Raw genomic sequence first — 16,625 nt, 5'->3', positions numbered from 1 at the left:
ATGTCTTCAGGCGGCTTTGGCGGCGGCAATGCGCGGGGCGAGAGCACCCGAGGCATAGCGCCTGGCCATGTCGTCCATCGGGATCGGTTTGATGCCGTTTGTCTTCCCGGCTGTGCCGAACCGTTCGAAACGGTCGCGGCACAGGCTTTCCAGCTCATTCATGGCTGGGATCAGGAACTTGCGTGGATCGAATTCCGTCGGTTTCTCACTTGCGATCTTGCGGAACTGCCCGGTCATCGCCATGCGGCAATCGGTGTCGATATTCACCTTGCGGACACCGTGACGGATGCCACGCTCGATTTCTTCGACCGGGACGCCGTAGGTCTGCGGCATCTCTCCGCCCGACGCGTTGATGAGGTCCTGCAGATGCTGTGGCACGCTGCTGGAGCCATGCATGACCAGATGGGTATCGGGCAGGCGTTTATGGATCGCCTCGATCACATGCATGGCAAGGATATCGCCATCGGGCTTGCGGGTGAATTTATAGGCGCCGTGGCTGGTGCCGCAGGCAATGGCCAGAGCATCGCATTGGGTCGCGGAGACGAAATCGAGCGCTTGATCGGGATCGGTCAGAAGCTGGCTGTGATCCAGCTTGCCTTCCGCGCCCGAGCCATCCTCGGCGGCCGCTTCTCCGGTTTCAAGCGAACCCAGCACACCCAGTTCCCCCTCGACCGAGGCGCCAACCGCATGGGCGGCTCGGGTGACACGGGCGGTGATCTCGACATTATATTCATAGGACGCCGGGGTTTTCATGTCCTCTTCCAGCGAGCCGTCCATCATCACGCTGGTGAAACCGTGGCGGATGGCGGACAGGCAGGTGGCGTCGTTATTGCCGTGATCCTGATGCAGGACGATATGATTGTCGGGATACATCTCGGCCAAAGCCTGAACCATGTGCCGCAGCATCACATCGCCCGCATAGGACCGGGCGCCCCGGCTTGCCTGAAGGATCACCGGCGCGTCGCAGCCCTGTGCAGCCCGCATGATCGCCAGACCTTGCTCCATATTGTTGATGTTGAAGGCGGGCACGCCATAATCATGCTCGGCTGCGTGATCCAGAAGCTGTCTCAGGGTGATGAGCGCCATTATTTCTTTCCTTCGATGAGTTGGCGGGCCAAGGCCGCGACAGCCTCGGGGGTGATGTCGAAATGGCGGTAAAGCTCGGGGGAGGGGGCGGATGCGCCGAAACCGGTCATGCCGATGAAACCGTCTTCCGGACGCAGCATCAGATCCCAGCCCTGACGAATAGCGGCCTCGATCCCGATGCGTGGCGCGTCGCAAAGTACGCCTTGCCGATACGCGCGGTCCTGTGCGGCGAAGAGTTCGAAACAGGGAGCCGAGATGACGGCGGCGTCGATGCGCTGTTCCCGCAGCAGATCGGCGGCTGCAAGTGCGATCTCGACCTCGGAGCCGGTCGCGATCAGCGTGACGTCGCGGGGCGCCGGCGTGCTGCGCAGGACATAGGCGCCGCGCAGGCTGCGATTCTCGCCCTCATCTTCGGTACGCACGGCGGGCAGGTTCTGCCGTGACAGACAGAGGACCGAGGGCGTGCTTTCGCTGAGCAGAGCGATTTCCCAGGCTTCTGCGGTTTCGACCGCGTCGGCGGGGCGAAAAACCTGCAGATTGGGGATCGCACGAAGCGCCGCCAGATGTTCGACCGGCTGATGGGTGGGGCCGTCTTCGCCAAGCCCGATACTGTCATGGGTCATCACATGGATCACCCTGACTCCCATCAATGCACCCAGCCGGATCGCGGGACGGGAATAATCGGCGAAGGCCAGGAAGGTGCCGCCATAAGGAATGAAACCGCCATGCAGCGCGATTCCGTTCATCACCGCCGCCATTGCATGTTCGCGGATGCCGTAATGGATATAGCGCCCGGAATAGTCGCCGGAACGGATCGGCTGCATCCCCTTGGTCAGGGTATTGTTCGAGCCGGTCAGATCGGCGCTGCCGCCGATGGTGTTGGGCAGGGTGGCGTTGACGATCTCAAGCGCCATCTCGCTGGATTTGCGGGTCGCGACCTTGGGACGCTCGGCCACCAGCTTGTGGCAATATTCCCCTATGGCCGAGCGAAGGGCGGCTTCGTTCGGCTGCCCCTGTGCCGCCATGAATTCGTTCCGGTTTTTCGACGAGTCAAGCCGCGCTGTCCAGTTGGCCCGTGCTTCTGCACCGTGCGACGCAATTGCCGCCCAGCCGTTCAGCACATCATCAGGCAGGAAAAAGGGCTCATATGGCCAGTCAAGCGCCTCGCGCGCGGCCGCGATCTCTTCGGCGCCAAGAGGGGCGCCGTGAACCGAATGGCTGCCTTGCTTGTTCGGTGCGCCAAAGCCGATCACGGTCTTGCAGGCAATCATCGATGGGCGGTCATCTGCACGGGCCGCCTCGATTGCCGCCGCCACGGCCTCTCGGTCATGACCATCTACCTGCTGCACATGCCAGCCGGCAGCGGCAAACCGCGCCTTCTGGTCGGTCGAGGTCGACAGGTCGGTATTGCCGTCGATGGTGATGCCATTATCGTCCCATAGCACGATCAGGCGACCAAGACGCAGATGCCCGGCAAGGTCGATGGCCTCGTGGCTGATACCCTCCATCAGACAGCCATCACCCGCGATCACATAGGTGTGGTGATCGACCAGATCGTCGCCCCAGCGGGCATTGGCCATACGCTCGGCCAATGCCATCCCGACCGCGGTGGTGATGCCCTGACCCAGCGGGCCGGTCGTCGTCTCGATTCCCTTGGCGTGGCCATATTCGGGATGTCCCGCCGTACGCGATCCCATCTGCCGGAAGGCGCGGATCTGGTCCATGCCCATATCGTCATAGCCCAGCATGTGGTTGATCGCATAAACCAGCATCGAGCCATGACCCGCCGACATCACGAAACGGTCGCGGTCGGGCCAATCATGCGTGGTCGGATCTACCCGCATGAAGCGGTTGAACAGCACCGCCGCCACATCGGCCATTCCCATCGGTGCGCCGGGATGACCGGATTTCGCCGCCTCGACGGCATCCATGGCAAGCGCGCGGATGGCATTCGCCATGCGAGCTTCCAGCGCGGTATCTATCGGGGTCATCTGGTTCATCTTTTCCTCCTTCAGGCGCGGCGGGATTCGTCGCGCAGGCGCAGGATCATCGGCGTCAGGATCAGTTGCATCGCCAGATCCACCTTGGGGCCGGGAACGACGATGGAGTTGGCACGGGTCATCCACGAGCCCTGAATCATCGAGGTGAGATAGGGAAAATCGATTCCGCGCGGATTGCGGAACCGGATCACCACAAGGCTTTCATCGGGCGTCGGTATCCAGCGGGCAACGAATGGGTTCGAGGTATCGACCACGGGCACCCGTTGGAAATTGATATCCGTCTCGGTGAATTGCGGGCAGATGCAATGCACATAAGCATGCATCCGGCGCAGGATCGTGTCGGTCACGGCCTCGGTCGTGTAGCCGCGGCTGGCCTTGTCGCGGTGAATCTTCTGGATCCATTCCAGATTGATCACCGGCACAACCCCGATTTTCAGATCCGCCAGCTTGGCCAGGTTGACATTGTCGTTGACGACCGCGCCGTGCAGCCCCTCGTAGAACAGCAGGTCAGAGCCGTTCTCGAAAGGGGCCCAGTCGGTGAAGGTGCCGGGAGGGTTGCCATAACGTTCGGATTCTTCCTCGTCATGAACGTAGTGCCGGGTTTCGCCCTTGCCGGTCTTGCCATAGACGCGGAACACCTCTTGCAGCTTTTCCAGTTCATTGGCGTCATAGCTGAAATGGCTGAAGGTCTGATCTCCGCCTGCCTGACGACGGATAAGCTCTTCTTTCATCGCGGCACGATCAAAGCGGTGAAAAGCGTCGCCCTCGATGCTGACGGCCTTGATGCCTTCGCGGCGGAAGATCTGGTCGAAGGTGCTTTTGACCGTCGTGGTGCCTGCTCCGGATGAGCCGGTGACCGAGATGATGGGATGTTTTCTGGACATGTATTTTCCCTTGATTCAGGCGCGGAACAACCCGCGATTGCCGAACAGAGCCGAAACCTCGTGCTCGGGCAGGTCGTGATAAGTGGCGACACGCTCGACCTTGTCGGGAGTGCCAAAGACGAATGGCGTGCGGGCGTGCAGGCTGTCGGGAGTCAGGTCGAGGATGGAGGTAAGCGCATTGGTGGCCTTGCCGCCGGATTGCTCGATCAGGAAAGCGATCGGCGCGCATTCATAGACCAGCCGCAGCCGACCGCTTTGATAGCCGTCGCGGGCATCTGCCGGATAAAGGAAAATTCCGCCCCGGGTGATGATCCGATGCGTTTCGGCCACCAGAGAAGCAATCCACCGCATGTTGAAATTTTTGCCGCGTGGCCCGTTGGTTCCGGCAAGACAATCGTCGATATAGGCCCGGATCGGCTGCGGCCAATGGCGGTAATTCGAGGCGTTGATGGCGAATTCAGGAACCTTGCAGGATTGCGGCAACCCGGATGCAGGGGTCTCGACAAATACGTTCTTTTCGCGATCCAGGATAAATTTGCGGATGCCGTCGCCGAAGCTGACCATCAATGCGGTCTGCGGGCCATAGATGAAATATCCAGCAGCCTCGATGTGATGTCCCGGACGCAGGAAAGTGGTTTCGGGGTCGGCCTCGGCGGGCTGAATGCTGAAGATCGTCCCGATCGAGACATTCACGTCGATATTCGAGGAACCGTCCAGCGGGTCGATGGCGATCGCCAGCTTGCCTTCCGCGTCGACCTCGACCGCGTTCTCCTGTTCCTCCGACGCATACCAGCGAATGCCTGTTCCACGCAGGGCCGCGGTGAAAGCCTCATCCGCGATCACGTCCAGCGCTTTTTGCGTATCGCCGTCGGTATTCGCGCCGACATTTTCAGCAAGATTCCCCTCTAACCCGCCAGCCGCGATGCGAGCGGCCAGATCTGCTGCCACCCGGCACATTGCCGCGACGGGTGTTTCGAGATGCGCAGGAATCGCGCCGCCGGCGATCTGCTGAATTCGGGCCATCGACTGAACCTCCCCTTTCAAGTTCGACAGGCCCTTGCTATTTCATCGCGGGGTGATAATAAATTTTAAAATTCTTTTCTAATACTAAAGAAAAATTATGTCCCTGCTGGATCGGATCACGCTCAAACAGCTGCGCGCACTGCGCGCATTGGCGGATCATGGCACGGTGACCGCTGCTGCAAAGGCGATCAGCCTGACTGCGCCGGCTGTTCATATCCAATTGAAAAATCTAGAAGAAATATCCGGAACGCCATTGGTGGATCGCGAATCCCGTGAGGGCGGACTGACCCCGCAGGGTCATGCGATGCTACGGGCGCATGACCAGATAGAGGCGGCAATCACCCGTGCTCTGGCCGAGGTGGAGGCGTTGAATGCCGGTACCTGCGGCAATTTGACGCTGGGCGTCGTGACCACCTGCAAATATTTCGCGCCCGAGATCGTCGCGCTTCTGGCGCAGGATATGCCTGATGTCACGATTGCCCTGAAAATCGGCAATCGCAGCGAACTCATGCAGGGGCTGGAGCGGGGGGAATATGATCTGTGTATCATGGGCCGCCCGCCACGCGAACCTCTGGTCGGGGCGCGGTCGCTTGCGCCGCATCCGCATGTGCTGATCGCGCGTCCGGATCATCCGCTGGCCGGGCGCAATGATATCCGTCCCGTCGATCTGGTGGATGAACGTTTCGTCATGCGCGAGCCGGGGTCGGGCACCCGCATCCTTGCCGAGCGCTTTCTGAGCGATGTCGCCGAGAAGAAACAGGCCGCGACCATCGAAATGAGTTCGAACGAGACGATCAAGCAGGCGGTGATCAGCGGTCTCGGGATTGCGCTTATCTCGGGCCATACGGTCGCTTATGAATTGCAGATGAAGCGGTTGGTCACATTGAACGTGGTTGGTTTGCCGATCTTGCGGACCTGGTATGTCATCACTCCCCGCGACGTTCCCCTGTCCATCGTCGCACAACGGGTGCGGGAATGGCTGCTTGAAAATGCGGCGCGATTTCTGCCTGCGCTGGACACGGAAGCACGGCTATGAAACCGCGATCCCCCGATCATCCTTAAGCGTTTTCAACACGATTTCCGACCGGACTTGCGAGACCTGCGGATGGGGCAGCAATTGCCGGTGTACGAATTCGGCGAACGCGTCCAGATCGCGGGTGCGCACATCCAGCACATAATCCGCATCCCCGGAAACCGAAAAGGCCGAACGAATCTGCGGATGACTGGCGACGAAACGGGCAAAATCATCCTCTTTGCTCTGCCCGTGGCTGGACAGGTTCACCCGGATGATCGCTCGCATCCCATAGCCCAGCTTGGCCGCGTTCAGCCGTGCGGAATAGCCCGAGATCACGCCAGCCTGTTCCAGTGCCGCCCGCCTGCGCGAACATTGCGAGGCGGACAGATTCACCACTTCGGACAAAGCGGCATTGGTCATCGCGCCGTCGCGCTGCAATGCGGCAAGAATGGCGATGTCAAAGCTGTCCAGGTTCATTTTCTGCGCAGTTCAAGCTGATTTTGCATGTTTCGTGCAATACTGCCGTGATCGGGGCAGGGTTTGCAAGCATATTGCATCCTTACGGCGGCATCCTTGGGTCAAGGCGATATCACGCAGTTATCGGAGGAAAAAGATATGGGTCCGTACCCGCATAACGCCCCCAAGGCCACGATCAGCAAGGCGAACCCCGCTGGCACGGACGGCTTCGAATTCGTCGAATATGCCCATCCCGAGCCCGAAAAGCTGGATGTCATTTTTCGTCAGATGGGATTCATCCCCGTCGCCAGGCACAAGCGCAAAAAGATCACCCTTTATCGTCAAGGAGATATCAATTATCTGCTGAATGCCGAACCGGGCAGTCATGCGGCCGGTTTCGTCAAGGAGCATGGCCCCTGCGCTCCGGCCATGGCGTGGCGCGTCGTTGATGCTCAGGCGGCACTGAAACGTGCGCTTGATCTGGGGGCAAAGGAATATACCGGCGGCGGCAAATCGATCGAAGCGCCTGCGGTCCTTGGGATCGGCAGTTCGCTGCTGTATTTCATCGACAGATATGGTGAGGACGGCAGCGCTTATACCGCCGATTACGACTGGCTGGGCGAAGTCGATCCGGCGCCGGAAGGGTTCGGCTTCTATTATCTCGACCATCTGACCCATAATGTCATTCGCGGCAATATGGATACCTGGTACAAATTCTATCACGACACCTTCAATTTCCGCGAAATCAAGTATTTCGATATCAAGGGCAAGCAAACCGGCCTTGTCAGCCGCGCCCTGACCTCACCGGATGGCAAGATCCGCATTCCGATCAACGAATCCAGTGACGAGCATAGCCAGATCGAGGAATATCTGCGCGAATACAAGGGCGAGGGTATCCAGCATATCGCCATCGCCACCGAGGATATCTATGCTGGCACGGATCGGATTTCGGATGCCGGAATGCAGTTCATGCCGGGGCCGCCCGATGTCTATTACGAGATGTCGCACAAGCGGGTGAAAGGCCATGAAGAGCCGATCGAACGGATGAAGAAACATGGGATCCTGATCGATGGCGAAGGCGTGGTCGGCGGTGGCGAAACCCGGATCCTGCTGCAGATTTTCTCGAAAACCGTGATCGGGCCGATTTTCTTCGAATTCATCCAACGTAAAGGCGATGACGGTTTTGGCGAGGGCAATTTCCGGGCCTTGTTCGAATCCATCGAAGAGGATCAGATTCGCCGTGGCGTGCTGAATGCCGAACCGGCAAGCTGAGATTGCAGGCCCCGCCGGATCACCCGGCGGAGCCGGTTTTCGGCGACAGGATCAGTCGTCAAGATCAATCATCCAGAACGAAAGTCACCATCATGTTGACGCGATAACTGGTGATCTGACCACTGTCGCAGTCAACGCTTTGTTCCTTGATCCATGCCCCTTTGACATTGCGCAGGGTATCGTTCGCGCGCTTGATACCTTGCGTTACGGCATCCTCGAAGCTGGTGGGGGATGAAGCTGAAATTTCGGTTACACGTGCGATGGACATGATTTTTTCCCTTCCTGTGAGATATCGTAAGAAACCAACGTACCCGGTCAGCACCGGGTTCCGGCCCCTGCCAAAGGGGCGGGAAACGGTATGAGCTGGGCGGATTACGCATCGGCCCCGGCGCCCGGCACTCCTATCTGCCGCGAGTCAGAGGCGGGCGCGGTAAACGTCCTGACCATCACCACCGGGAAGGGCGGTTTTCCGGTGCTGTTGCTGCGCACGGCGCAGGGTTGGCGCGCTTATGTCAATGCATGCCCGCATCAATATCTGCCGCTGAACTATCGCGGTGAACAGCTTGTTTCTGCGGATGGCGCGAAGCTGATATGCACGGCACATGGCGCGCAGTTCGATATTCACAGCGGTCAGGTGATTCACGGCGCGGATTGCGGTCTTGACGCAATTCCCATCGAAATTTCCGGCGGAGAGATCCGCATCGCCCTGATGTGAATGACTCCGGCCCGAGCCGCGTCAGATATCCAGCTCTTCCACGAAACGGGCGTTTTCCTGAATATACTGAAAACGCAGTTCCGGCTTCTTGCCCATCAGCCGCTCGACCAGATCGCCGGTTTCTCCGCCCGCATCCTCGTCGATATTGACGCGGATCAGGCGCCGCGTCGCGGGGTTCATCGTGGTATCGCGCAAATCCTTGGCGTCCATTTCCCCAAGGCCCTTGAAGCGTTGCAGGTCAATCTTGCCTTTGCCGCCCAATCCCTTGGCCAGCATCCGCTCTTTCTCGGCATCGTCGGCGACATAGACGCGATGCGCACCCTGCGTCAGCCGGTAAAGTGGTGGGCAAGCCAGATACAAATGCCCCTTGTCGATCAGCGGGCGCATCTGGGTGAAAAAGAAGGTCATCAGCAGGCTTGCGATATGTGCGCCGTCCACATCGGCATCGGTCATGATGATGATCTTGTCATAGCGCAGATCGTCTATATTGAACCTGCTGCCCATGCCGACGCCAAGCGCCTGACAGATATCGCCGATCTCCTGATTGGCGCTCATTTTGTTCGAGGCCGCGCCCAGCACGTTCAGAACCTTGCCGCGCAGGGGCAGAAGGGCCTGGGTCTTGCGGTCCCGCGCCATTTTGGCGCTGCCACCGGCGCTGTCACCCTCGACGATGAACAGCTCGGTCCCGTCACGCGCCGCATTCGAGCAATCGACCAGCTTTCCCGGAAGCCGCAGCTTCTTGGTCGCGGATTTGCGGGCGGTTTCCTTTTCCTGCCTGCGCCGCAGTCGCTCTTCGGCCCGCAGCACAAGAAAATCGAGGATCGCGCCCGCCGATTTCGTATCCGCCGCCAGCCAGTTGTCGAAATGGTCGCGCACCGCACCCTCGACCAGTTTATGCGCTTCGGTCGTGGCCAGACGATCCTTGGTCTGGCCGACAAATTCCGGTTCGCGGATGAAGCAGGACACCAGTGCGCAGCCCCCGGTCAGCAAATCCTCGCGGGTGATCTGGGCGGCCTTCTTGTTGTTCACCAATTCGCCATAGGCGCGGATACCCTTGAGGATCGCGGCCCAGAACCCGGCCTCATGCGTCCCGCCTTCGGGCGTGGGAACGGTGTTGCAATAGGACTGGATGAATCCGTCCCGCGAAGGTGTCCAGTTGATCGCCCAATCGACCTTGCCGGGCGCATTGAAGCGTTTGAAATCCATACTGCCCGAAAAGGGCCGGTCGGCATAGGTCGTCGCGCCCTCCAGCGTTTCGCCCAGATAATCCGCCAGACCGCCGGGGAAATGAAAAACCGCCTCTTGCGGTGTTTCGCCATCGTCGATTTCGGATTTCCAGCGGATCTCGACGCCTGAAAACAGATAGGCTTTGGATTTCACCAGTTTGATCAGCCGCGCCGGCTTGAAACGGTGATGGCCGAAAATCTCTTCGTCGGCGTGGAAGGTCGTGGTCGTGCCCCGCCGATTCGGAGCCGCGCCCAGCTTTTCGACCGGACCCAGAGGCACACCCCGGGAAAAGCTTTGCTGGAACAATTCGCGGTTGCGGGCGACCTGCACCACAAGGGAATCAGACAGCGCATTGACGACCGAAGCGCCGACGCCATGCAGCCCGCCCGACGTTTCGTAGGAATCGCCCGAGAACTTTCCGCCAGCATGCAAGGTGCACAGAATGACCTCGAGCGCCGATTTGCCCGGAAATTTGGGGTGCGGGTCGATGGGGATCCCGCGTCCGTTATCCCGGATGGTCACGCTGTAATCGGCGAGCAATTCGACCTCGATCCGGCTGGCATGACCCGCGACGGCTTCATCCATCGAGTTGTCGAGGATCTCGGCCACAAGATGATGCAGGGCGCGTTCATCCGTGCCACCAATATACATACCCGGGCGCTTGCGCACCGGTTCAAGCCCCTCCAGCACCTCGATGGAGGCGGCAGAATAGGCATCGGCATTCATATCAACGGTGGAAAGAAGATCGTCGGCCATCCGGACTGCTCGTTTTTTGTCGTGTTTTACCTACTATCTCATGTCAGCGGGTATCGGCGCAAGGGGTTGTAGGGCAGGGCGGGTCGTCCGCAAGCAGTTGCGGATATGCGGGCGGCATCACGGCGTCTTACTGCCCGATAACCCGAAAGGCCGCCATCCATACGGCGCGTTGACCGGGACCGAATCCGGCACGCTCTTGGCCAGTGCATTCCTCATTCAGGCTCGGCTAGTCTTGTCTTCCACATTTTCTGGAATGCCGGGCGGATCTGGCATTCGGTCAGCCATGCGTTCATGGCGGGAAACTGCTCCATCAGCGGGTCATAGCATTGGGCATAGCGCAGCACCTCGGCCATATTGATATCGGCGACCGTGAATCGGCCTCCGACCATATAGTTTTGACCCGACAGGTGTTCATCGACCACAGCGAGGGGTCTTTTCAGCCGTTCGGCGGCATTCTCGACAGATGCTTTCTCACCGGATGACAATGCTTTCCCGGGACCATAGACGTAAAGCAATGTCAGGGCATCGGGTTCGATACTTGTTGCGGCGTAAAAGCTCCATTGCATCATCAACGCATCTTCCGGTGCGTCGGCGGGACCATAGGGCTGACCGTATTTCCGCGCGAGATAGAGATTGCAGGCCATTGATTCCCGCAAGACCAGCGGGCCATCCTCGATCACCGGTATGGCGCTTGCAGGCGAAAGCGCCATGAATTGCGGCGACCGGGTATTCAGCGGCGCATCCGCCGCATCGGGATCCGACAGCCGATAAGCCTGGATCACAGGGATTTGTTCGAACCCTATGCCGATCTCGTGGCACAGCCAGATGATACGCGACGCGCGGGAGCGGGTGACACCGTGGATTTTCAGCATGGCATTCCTCCTGTTTGTGCCAGAGGATATCGGATTGTCGGCAGTGTCGACCTGAAAAACCGCTCATGATGAAGGCGAGCGAGGATCTTTGGTCGCCAAGCGGGCGCCACATGATGCCATTTGCATTGAATGGCGCGGATGAGTAACAGGTATCGAACCCGAATTGAGGTTGCCCGCTTTGTTCCGCCCTGTTCTCGTCGCCACCTGCCTGACCTTTGTGCCAGAATCGCTCATGGCCCATCCGCATATCTATATCGAGGCCAGCCTTGATCTGATCTATAACGAGAAAGGGGAACTGACGTCTTTTGGCGTCGAATGGGCTTATGACGAGCTGTATTCACTGCTGATCATCGAGGATTTCAGCTTTGATCAGGATGGTGACGGCGTTCTGACACCCGAGGAGAACGAGATGATCCAGGGTTTCGATGCCGATTGGGAACCGGATTTCGACGGCCGGCTTTATCCTTCGGTCGATGGCCAGCCGGTTGCGATGGAACCCGTGCGCGATTTTACGGCTGAATATCGTGACGGACGCCTTGTCTCTTATCACCTGCATCCGCTTTCCACGCCTCTGCCTGCGGATAAATCATTAACGATTCAGGTATATGATCCTGAGTTTTATGTCCATTTCACGCTTCCCGAACCGCCCGAGGCCAAGGGGCGCGACGATTGTGAAATCACGTTGATCCCGGGCGATCCGAACGCGGCCCCGGCGGCCTATCGTCAAGCGGTCGAGGCGTTGCTGGGCAGCAATGCGTCCAATGACGACGCGGATCTTGTAACGGTCGATATCGGTGCCGCAGGCGCGGATGAGGCCCGGATCCGTTGCGGGACCGGGCTGGCTGAATGAGGATGCCCGCCCGCATTCTCGCCGTAACCGGATTGTTGACCGCCGCAATCGTGGTCTTCCTGTGGCAGAGCGGATGGCTGGCGGGCCTTGAACAATGGGCCGCGCTGCGGCAGCGCGAGGCGCAGACCATGATGGCCGGGGCGCTGCGCGGGCTGCGCGCGGGCGATCCGGGCGCCAGTCTTTCGCTGATGGCGATCTGTTTCGGTTACGGCTTCCTGCATGCTGTCGGACCCGGCCATGGCAAGGTTCTGATCGGCGGATATGGCTATGGCGCAAAAGTTCCGCTTGGACGATTGGCGGGGATTTCCGTTGTGGCTTCTTTGGCGCAAGCCCTGACCGCTATATTGCTGGTCTGGGGCGGGCTGACATTGTTCGATCTGTCCCGCGATGCGCTTACCGGCCTGTCCGAGGATCATATGGCCGATATCAGTGCCGTCATGATCGGGCTGGTCGGTATTTGGCTGGCATGGCGCGGAATGCGGCAATTGATCCGGGCCCGGCGCAGCGCGGAGGATCACGGCCATCATCATGACCACGATCACGATACGGATTGCGGATGCGGCCATGTTCACGGTCCCAGCATCGATCAGGTCACCGAAACCCGCTCGCTGCGGGATGCGCTTGCTTTGATCGCGGGGATCGCCATCCGGCCCTGCACAGGGGCGATCTTTCTGCTGCTGCTGACCTGGCGGATGGGCTTTTTCGGTACCGGAATTGCCGGGGCATTCGCCATGGGGCTGGGAACCGCGACGGTGACATTGCTGGTCGCCTGTCTCTCGGTATGGGCGCGCGAGGGAAGTTTCGCGCTTTTTTCCGGCGCCGGTGCCATTGGAACCATGAGCCGCTGGTTACCCGGCATGATGCAGCTTGCCGCCGGACTGGTCGTGGCGCTCGTCGCCCTGAGTTTGTTGCGCTAAGGTCAATTGGCCGGGGTTCGCTCATTCCGCCTATGGTATGAGGGTCCTGATTGAAATGCTTGCGCTGCGTTGCAGCATCGCTAGGATGCGCCAAATCGTCGATAGGGAGCCGGCATGTTTCAGAAAATCCTGATTGCCAATCGTGGCGAGATTGCGATTCGCGTTATGCGGGCTGCGAATGAGTTGGGGAAACGCACGGTCGCGGTCTATGCCGAAGAAGACAAGCTGGGTCTGCACCGTTTCAAGGCGGACGAGGCTTACCGGATCGGCAAGGGGCTGGGACCGGTGGCGGCGTATCTTTCGATTCCCGAGATTATCCGGGTGGCGAAAGAATCGGGCGCGGATGCGATCCATCCGGGCTATGGGCTGTTGTCCGAAAACCCGAATTTCGTGGATGCCTGCGCGCAAGCGGGAATTACCTTTATCGGTCCCAGGGCCGAGACGATGCGCGCCCTTGGCGACAAGGCCAGCGCCCGTCGGGTCGCCATGGGGGCCGGTGTGCCGGTCATCCCCGCGACCGAGGTGCTGGGCGATGATTTCGACGCCATCAAGCGCGAGGCGGCAGAGATCGGCTATCCGCTGATGCTCAAGGCTAGCTGGGGCGGCGGCGGGCGGGGCATGCGTCCGATCAATTCCGAGGCCGAACTTGTCGAAAAGGTCCGCGAGGGCCGGCGCGAGGCCGAAGCCGCATTCGGCAATGGCGAGGGTTATCTGGAAAAGATGATCCTGCGGGCGCGGCATGTCGAGGTGCAGTTGCTGGGCGACACGCATGGGGGGCTTTATCACCTGTATGAGCGCGACTGCACCGTGCAGCGCCGCAACCAGAAGGTGGTCGAACGTGCGCCCGCTCCTTATCTGACCGAGGCGCAGCGCAGGGAAGTCTGTGCGCTGGCGTTGAAGATCGGGCAGGCGGTCGGCTACCAGAACGCCGGCACGGTCGAATTCCTGATGGATATGGACAGCCAGGAGTTCTATTTCATCGAGGTGAACCCGCGTGTCCAGGTCGAACACACGGTCACCGAGGAGGTGACGGGGATCGACATCGTGCAGGCCCAGATCAGGATCGCCGAGGGCGCGACTCTGGCAGAGGCGACCGGGGCGGGGCGGCAGGAGGATATCGAACTGTCCGGCCATGCGCTGCAATGCCGGGTGACGACCGAGGATCCGCAGAACAATTTCATCCCCGATTACGGGCGGATCACCGCTTATCGTTCGGCCACCGGCATGGGGATCCGTCTGGATGGCGGTACTGCCTATTCGGGCGGAGTCATCACGCGCTTCTACGATTCGCTGCTGGTGAAGGTCACCGCCTGGGCGCAGACCCCGGATCAGGCGATCAAGCGGATGGATCGCGCCTTGCGGGAATTTCGGGTGCGGGGCGTCAGCACGAATATCGATTTCGTCATCAACCTGCTGAAACACCCGGTTTTTCTTGACGACACCTATACGACGAAATTCATCGACACGACCCCGGATCTGTTCTCGTTCCGCAAACGCCGGGATCGTGGAACCAAGATCCTGACCTATCTGGCCGATATCACCGTGAACGGCCATCCCGAAACGGCAGGCCGTCCCGTGCCGCCCGCACAGACACGCGAGCCGACGCCACCCGCGCCGACAGCCGAACCTGCCCCCGGCACAAGGCAGCTGCTCGAGGAAAAGGGCGCCCAGGCGGTTGCCGACTGGATGGCGGCGCAAAAGCGGCTGCTGATCACCGACACGACCATGCGCGACAGTCACCAGTCGCTGCTGGCAACGCGGATGCGCTCGATCGACATGATCCGGGTCGCACCCAGCTATGCCGCCAATCTGCCGCAATTGTTCAGCGTCGAATGCTGGGGCGGCGCGACCTTTGATGTCGCCTATCGTTTCCTGCAGGAATGCCCCTGGCAACGGCTGCGCGATATCCGCGCCCGGATGCCGAACCTGATGACGCAAATGCTGCTGCGGGCCAGTAACGGGGTCGGTTATACCAATTATCCCGATAATGTCGTGCAGTCCTTCGTGCGTCAGGCCGCCGAGACCGGAGTGGATGTGTTCCGCGTTTTCGACAGTCTGAATTGGGTCGAGAATATGCGCGTGGCCATGGATGCGGTGATCGAATCCGGCAAGATCTGCGAAGGCTCGGTTTGTTATACCGGCAATATGCTGGACCCAGATCGCGCCAAATACGATCTGCAATATTACGTGAAAACCGCCAGCGAGCTGAAAGCTGCCGGCGCGCATGTGCTGGGCCTGAAGGATATGGCCGGGCTTCTGAAACCGGCTGCCGCGACATTGCTGGTCAAGGCCCTGAAGGAAGAAGTGGGCCTGCCGGTGCATTTCCATACCCATGACACCAGCGGCATGGGCAGCGCGACGATTCTGGCCGCGGCGGAAGCGGGGGTGGATGCCGTGGATTGCGCCATGGACGCGCTGTCGGGCAATACCAGCCAGCCGACCCTTGGCAGCGTGGTCGAGGCCCTGGCCGTGACCGAACGCGATACCGGGCTGGATATCGGTCATATCCGCGCCATCTCGAACTACTGGGAGCGGGTGCGCGAAAACTATGCCGCCTTCGAATCCGGCCTGCAATCGCCCGCGTCCGAGGTTTATCTGCACGAAATGCCGGGCGGCCAGTTCACCAACCTGAAATCCCAGGCGCGCAGCATGGGGCTTGAGGATCGCTGGCACGAGGTCGCGCAGGCCTATGCCGATGTGAACCGGATGTTCGGCGATATCGTCAAGGTCACGCCATCCTCGAAAGTGGTGGGCGATATGGCGTTGATGATGGTCGCCCAGAACCTGACGCCCGAGCAGGTGGCGGATCCGGATGTCGATGTCAGCTTCCCCGACTCGGTCGTCGACATGATGCGCGGCAATCTGGGGCAGCCGCCCGGTGGTTGGCCCGAAGCCCTGCAACGGCGCATCCTCAAGGGCGAGGCCCCGGTCACCGACCGACCCGGCGCACATCTGGCGCCGGTCGATCTGGAGGCCGAACGGGCGAAACTGTCCGAAGAGCTGGAGGGAAAAGCCGTCGATAATGAGGATCTGAACGGTTATCTGATGTATCCGAAAGTGTTCCTCGACTATATGGGCAGGCATCGTATCTATGGTCCGGTGCGGGCTTTGCCGACCCGGAATTTCTTTTACGGAATGGAACCCGGAGAAGAGATCACGGCCGAGATCGATCCCGGCAAGACCCTGGAAATCCGCTTTCAGACCTTGAGCGAAACGGATGAGCAGGGCGAGGTGAAGGTGTTCTTCGAACTCAACGGTCAGCCGCGCAGCGTCCGGGTGCCTAACCGCAAGGTGAAAGCCGAAACCGTGGCGCGCCCCAAGGCGGATCCGGCGAATGAGGCGCATATCGGCGCGCCCATGCCGGGGGTGGTCGCCTCGGTTGCAATCAAGGCGGGGCAGGTGGTCAAGCAGGGCGATCTGCTGCTGACCATCGAGGCAATGAAGATGGAGACCGGCATTCACGCCGATCGCGACGGCACCGTAAAGGCCGTCCACATCACGCCCGGCGCACAGATCGATGCAAAAGACCTGATGATCGAATTGGAGTGAGGT

At 60.1% G+C, this 16,625-nt stretch carries 14 protein-coding genes; 6 read left to right on the top strand and 8 right to left on the bottom strand.

The window, feature by feature from the left end:
- Positions 1-6 precede the first annotated feature (6 nt).
- The 4 genes from fba to D3P04_RS09795 are packed head-to-tail and all read right to left on the bottom strand — an operon-like array spanning position 7 to position 4,993.
- Entirely contained in the window at positions 7-1,086 is a 1,080-nt protein-coding gene (fba, locus tag D3P04_RS09810; protein ID WP_119748361.1) for a class II fructose-bisphosphate aldolase, read from the bottom strand.
- On the bottom strand, positions 1,086-3,077 hold the full coding sequence (gene tkt, locus D3P04_RS09805; RefSeq protein ID WP_408634370.1) for a transketolase: 1,992 nt from the start codon (positions 3,075-3,077) through the stop codon (positions 1,086-1,088). The genes fba and tkt overlap by 1 nt, the downstream gene beginning before the upstream one ends.
- 20 nt (positions 3,078-3,097) lie before the next feature.
- Positions 3,098-3,970, bottom strand: a complete 873-nt coding sequence (locus tag D3P04_RS09800) for a phosphoribulokinase (RefSeq protein ID WP_119748357.1) — start codon at positions 3,968-3,970, stop codon at positions 3,098-3,100.
- A 15-nt stretch (positions 3,971-3,985) separates the two neighbouring features.
- The gene (locus D3P04_RS09795) at positions 3,986-4,993 is read right to left on the bottom strand and encodes a class 1 fructose-bisphosphatase (protein ID WP_119748355.1); all 1,008 of its coding nucleotides are present in this window, start codon (positions 4,991-4,993) and stop codon (positions 3,986-3,988) included.
- Positions 4,994-5,090: 97 nt separating this feature from the next.
- Between D3P04_RS09795 and D3P04_RS09790 the strand changes: the two genes are divergently transcribed.
- Positions 5,091-6,029 carry a LysR family transcriptional regulator gene (locus D3P04_RS09790; RefSeq protein WP_119748353.1) on the top strand — a complete coding sequence of 313 codons (939 nt, stop codon included), beginning with the start codon at positions 5,091-5,093 and terminating at the stop codon, positions 6,027-6,029.
- On the opposite strand, the gene D3P04_RS09785 is transcribed toward D3P04_RS09790, so the two are convergent.
- The gene (locus D3P04_RS09785; RefSeq protein ID WP_119748351.1) at positions 6,024-6,485 is read right to left on the bottom strand and encodes an Lrp/AsnC family transcriptional regulator; all 462 of its coding nucleotides are present in this window, start codon (positions 6,483-6,485) and stop codon (positions 6,024-6,026) included. The two genes, D3P04_RS09790 and D3P04_RS09785, sit on opposite strands and share 6 nt — an antisense overlap.
- Positions 6,486-6,623: 138 nt before the next feature.
- On the opposite strand from D3P04_RS09785, the gene hppD reads away from it, so the two are divergent.
- On the top strand, positions 6,624-7,736 hold the full coding sequence (gene hppD / locus D3P04_RS09780; RefSeq protein ID WP_119748349.1) for a 4-hydroxyphenylpyruvate dioxygenase: 1,113 nt from the start codon (positions 6,624-6,626) through the stop codon (positions 7,734-7,736).
- Between the two features lie 64 nt (positions 7,737-7,800).
- Here the strand turns inward: hppD and D3P04_RS09775 are convergent, their stop codons facing one another.
- Positions 7,801-8,004, bottom strand: a complete 204-nt coding sequence (locus tag D3P04_RS09775; RefSeq protein ID WP_119748347.1) for a dodecin family protein — start codon at positions 8,002-8,004, stop codon at positions 7,801-7,803.
- 90 nt (positions 8,005-8,094) lie between these two features.
- On the opposite strand from D3P04_RS09775, the gene D3P04_RS09770 reads away from it, so the two are divergent.
- Positions 8,095-8,451: a Rieske (2Fe-2S) protein gene (locus D3P04_RS09770; RefSeq protein WP_119748345.1), complete on the top strand. Its 357-nt coding sequence runs from the start codon at positions 8,095-8,097 to the stop codon at positions 8,449-8,451.
- 21 nt (positions 8,452-8,472) lie between these two features.
- Here the strand turns inward: D3P04_RS09770 and parE are convergent, their stop codons facing one another.
- Both parE and D3P04_RS09760 read right to left on the bottom strand, forming a co-directional pair.
- Positions 8,473-10,434 carry a DNA topoisomerase IV subunit B gene (gene parE, locus D3P04_RS09765; RefSeq protein ID WP_119748343.1) on the bottom strand — a complete coding sequence of 654 codons (1,962 nt, stop codon included), beginning with the start codon at positions 10,432-10,434 and terminating at the stop codon, positions 8,473-8,475.
- Positions 10,435-10,646: 212 nt separating this feature from the next.
- Positions 10,647-11,306, bottom strand: a complete 660-nt coding sequence (locus D3P04_RS09760; protein ID WP_119748341.1) for a glutathione S-transferase family protein — start codon at positions 11,304-11,306, stop codon at positions 10,647-10,649.
- Between the two features lie 163 nt (positions 11,307-11,469).
- On the opposite strand from D3P04_RS09760, the gene D3P04_RS09755 reads away from it, so the two are divergent.
- From D3P04_RS09755 to D3P04_RS09745, 3 genes are all read left to right on the top strand, one after another.
- Positions 11,470-12,156: a DUF1007 family protein gene (locus tag D3P04_RS09755; RefSeq protein ID WP_333473096.1), complete on the top strand. Its 687-nt coding sequence runs from the start codon at positions 11,470-11,472 to the stop codon at positions 12,154-12,156.
- Entirely contained in the window at positions 12,153-13,073 is a 921-nt protein-coding gene (locus tag D3P04_RS09750) for a nickel/cobalt transporter (RefSeq protein ID WP_119748337.1), read from the top strand. The genes D3P04_RS09755 and D3P04_RS09750 overlap by 4 nt, the downstream gene beginning before the upstream one ends.
- 114 nt (positions 13,074-13,187) lie before the next feature.
- Positions 13,188-16,622: a pyruvate carboxylase gene (locus D3P04_RS09745; RefSeq protein WP_119748335.1), complete on the top strand. Its 3,435-nt coding sequence runs from the start codon at positions 13,188-13,190 to the stop codon at positions 16,620-16,622.
- The last annotated feature ends 3 nt before the right edge of the window (positions 16,623-16,625 follow it).

It is taken from the genome of Paracoccus onubensis (assembly GCF_003591515.1).
Classification (GTDB): Bacteria; Pseudomonadota; Alphaproteobacteria; order Rhodobacterales; family Rhodobacteraceae; genus Paracoccus; species Paracoccus onubensis.
This window is presented reverse-complemented; position numbering and strand designations above follow the sequence as displayed.

Excerpts from the sequence above, each read along its gene's own strand:
- D3P04_RS09750 (WP_119748337.1), top strand. The coding sequence starts at position 12,153 with ATGAGGATGCCCGCCCGCATTCTCGCCGTAACCGGATTGTTGACCGCC.
- D3P04_RS09785 (WP_119748351.1), bottom strand. The coding sequence starts at position 6,485 with ATGAACCTGGACAGCTTTGACATCGCCATTCTTGCCGCATTGCAGCGC.
- D3P04_RS09775 (WP_119748347.1), bottom strand. The coding sequence starts at position 8,004 with ATGTCCATCGCACGTGTAACCGAAATTTCAGCTTCATCCCCCACCAGC.
- parE (WP_119748343.1), bottom strand. The coding sequence starts at position 10,434 with ATGGCCGACGATCTTCTTTCCACCGTTGATATGAATGCCGATGCCTAT.
- D3P04_RS09745 (WP_119748335.1), top strand. The coding sequence starts at position 13,188 with ATGTTTCAGAAAATCCTGATTGCCAATCGTGGCGAGATTGCGATTCGC.
- D3P04_RS09760 (WP_119748341.1), bottom strand. The coding sequence starts at position 11,306 with ATGCTGAAAATCCACGGTGTCACCCGCTCCCGCGCGTCGCGTATCATC.
- D3P04_RS09795 (WP_119748355.1), bottom strand. The coding sequence starts at position 4,993 with ATGGCCCGAATTCAGCAGATCGCCGGCGGCGCGATTCCTGCGCATCTC.
- tkt (WP_408634370.1), bottom strand. The coding sequence starts at position 3,077 with ATGACCCCGATAGATACCGCGCTGGAAGCTCGCATGGCGAATGCCATC.
- D3P04_RS09790 (WP_119748353.1), top strand. The coding sequence starts at position 5,091 with ATGTCCCTGCTGGATCGGATCACGCTCAAACAGCTGCGCGCACTGCGC.
- D3P04_RS09770 (WP_119748345.1), top strand. The coding sequence starts at position 8,095 with ATGAGCTGGGCGGATTACGCATCGGCCCCGGCGCCCGGCACTCCTATC.
- fba (WP_119748361.1), bottom strand. The coding sequence starts at position 1,086 with ATGGCGCTCATCACCCTGAGACAGCTTCTGGATCACGCAGCCGAGCAT.
- D3P04_RS09800 (WP_119748357.1), bottom strand. The coding sequence starts at position 3,970 with ATGTCCAGAAAACATCCCATCATCTCGGTCACCGGCTCATCCGGAGCA.
- hppD (WP_119748349.1), top strand. The coding sequence starts at position 6,624 with ATGGGTCCGTACCCGCATAACGCCCCCAAGGCCACGATCAGCAAGGCG.